Below are 1,609 nucleotides of genomic sequence, written 5' to 3'. Positions count from 1 at the left end.
TGGTTGCTGCGACCTACAGCGAGCGAAATAGCAGTAAACAAGCGTTAGTTTAGACGCGCTTTATCGAGTAATCGCTAGAGTGATTTATCAGAAGTCAGCAGACGGCATAGTAGCCAAACGCCCATCGTAATGGAGGGGACACGGTGAAGGCCTGAACATCTTAACCAGAGGAGATACTACAAATGAACTTGAATTCACATAGATCACCGTGTTGCGATAGTGATGAACAGCGTTCGACTGTGAATAATACCTCGAATGAATATAACCAAACAGATCATGACCTGATGGCAAGGATACTAAGCAACCACAATATTGGTGCAGCATGGCAACATGTTAAGCGCAATAAAGGGGCTGCGGATATTGATAATATGAGTATTGAAGAGTTTAATCACTTCGCTAAGTTACATTGGCTGGGTATTAAACAACAATTACTTAACGGCACTTATCAACCCTTGCCAGTCAAACGCGTGATGATACCCAAACCCGATGGCGGTGAGCGAATGCTTGGGATCCCTTCTGTTATCGACAGAGTGATCCAACAAGCCATTGCTCAAGTGATCAGCCCTTACTTTGAGCCTAAATTTTCACCACATAGTTATGGTTATCGTCCTCATAAAAGAGCCAGTCAAGCAGTGAACCATGTTCAATTTTGTGTTAAACAAGGTTATAAAACAGCGGTTGATATCGACTTGTCTAAGTTCTTTGATGAAGTAAACCATGACATGCTAATGAATCGTGTTGGTCGTAAAATCAAAGACAAAGCACTCATGCGCCTACTCGGTAAATACCTACGAGCGGGAGTAGCAGAGTGCGAAACAGGTCTGTGGTTTGAGTCAACCAAAGGAGTCCCTCAAGGTGGGCCATTATCCCCTTTACTTTCCAATATTTTACTCGATGAATTAGATAAGAAGCTAGCCTACAAACACCTTAAGTTTGCCCGTTACGCTGATGACATAATCATTTTAGTAAAAACGAAAAGCGAAGGACTAATAATCCAACGGGAAATTACTGCGTTCATCACTAAGCGATTAAAACTCAAAGTGAATGAATCGAAAAGTCGGGTCGGTCCAGTATCAGGCTCGAAATTTCTCGGGTTTACCTTCCGCTACGGTCAAGTGCAGATCCACGAACAGGCGCTAAAGAAATTTAAAGCAAATGTCAGGGAGCTCACTAACCGCAACTGGGGGATCTCAATGACCCTACAAATTCATAAACTCACACAGTATTTGCGCGGCTGGGGACACTACTACCTAATAGCCAACGCTTATCAGCTAACGGTGGATTTAGATCACTGGATCCGCCGTAGGATAAGAATGTGCTACTGGCGGCAATGGCGTAAACCTCGCACCAAAGTACGCAGTTTAATGAAATTGGGTGTTAGCGAACGACTCGCCATTGCATGTGGTATCACCAGTAAAGGTCCTTGTAGAAGCTCAAAAACAAAAGGAATTAACATTGCGATAGGCAATGACTATCTAGCGTCACAAGGTTTAGCGTCATTAAGAGATATTTGGATCAATATTCACTACGGGAGATGAACCGCCCATTGCGGACCCGCATGATGGGTGGTGTGGGGGCTGGAGGTTAGAGACCTCCGGCTACCCGATTA

General features: G+C 44.1%; 1 protein-coding gene. It reads left to right on the top strand.

Annotated features, from left to right (window positions below; all coding sequences use genetic code 11):
* The first annotated feature begins 182 nt into the window (after positions 1-182).
* Complete coding sequence (gene ltrA / locus H5180_RS23265; RefSeq protein ID WP_259399614.1) at positions 183-1,538, top strand: group II intron reverse transcriptase/maturase; 1,356 nt, start codon at positions 183-185, stop codon at positions 1,536-1,538.
* Positions 1,539-1,609: the final 71 nt, after the last annotated feature.

Origin of the sequence: Pseudoalteromonas sp. SR41-4 (assembly GCF_014163985.1) — a bacterium.
Taxonomy (GTDB): domain Bacteria; phylum Pseudomonadota; class Gammaproteobacteria; order Enterobacterales; family Alteromonadaceae; genus Pseudoalteromonas; species Pseudoalteromonas rhizosphaerae.
This window is presented reverse-complemented; position numbering and strand designations above follow the sequence as displayed.

Coding starts and splice junctions, on each gene's coding strand:
- ltrA (WP_259399614.1), top strand. CDS start 183: ATGAACTTGAATTCACATAGATCACCGTGTTGCGATAGTGATGAACAG.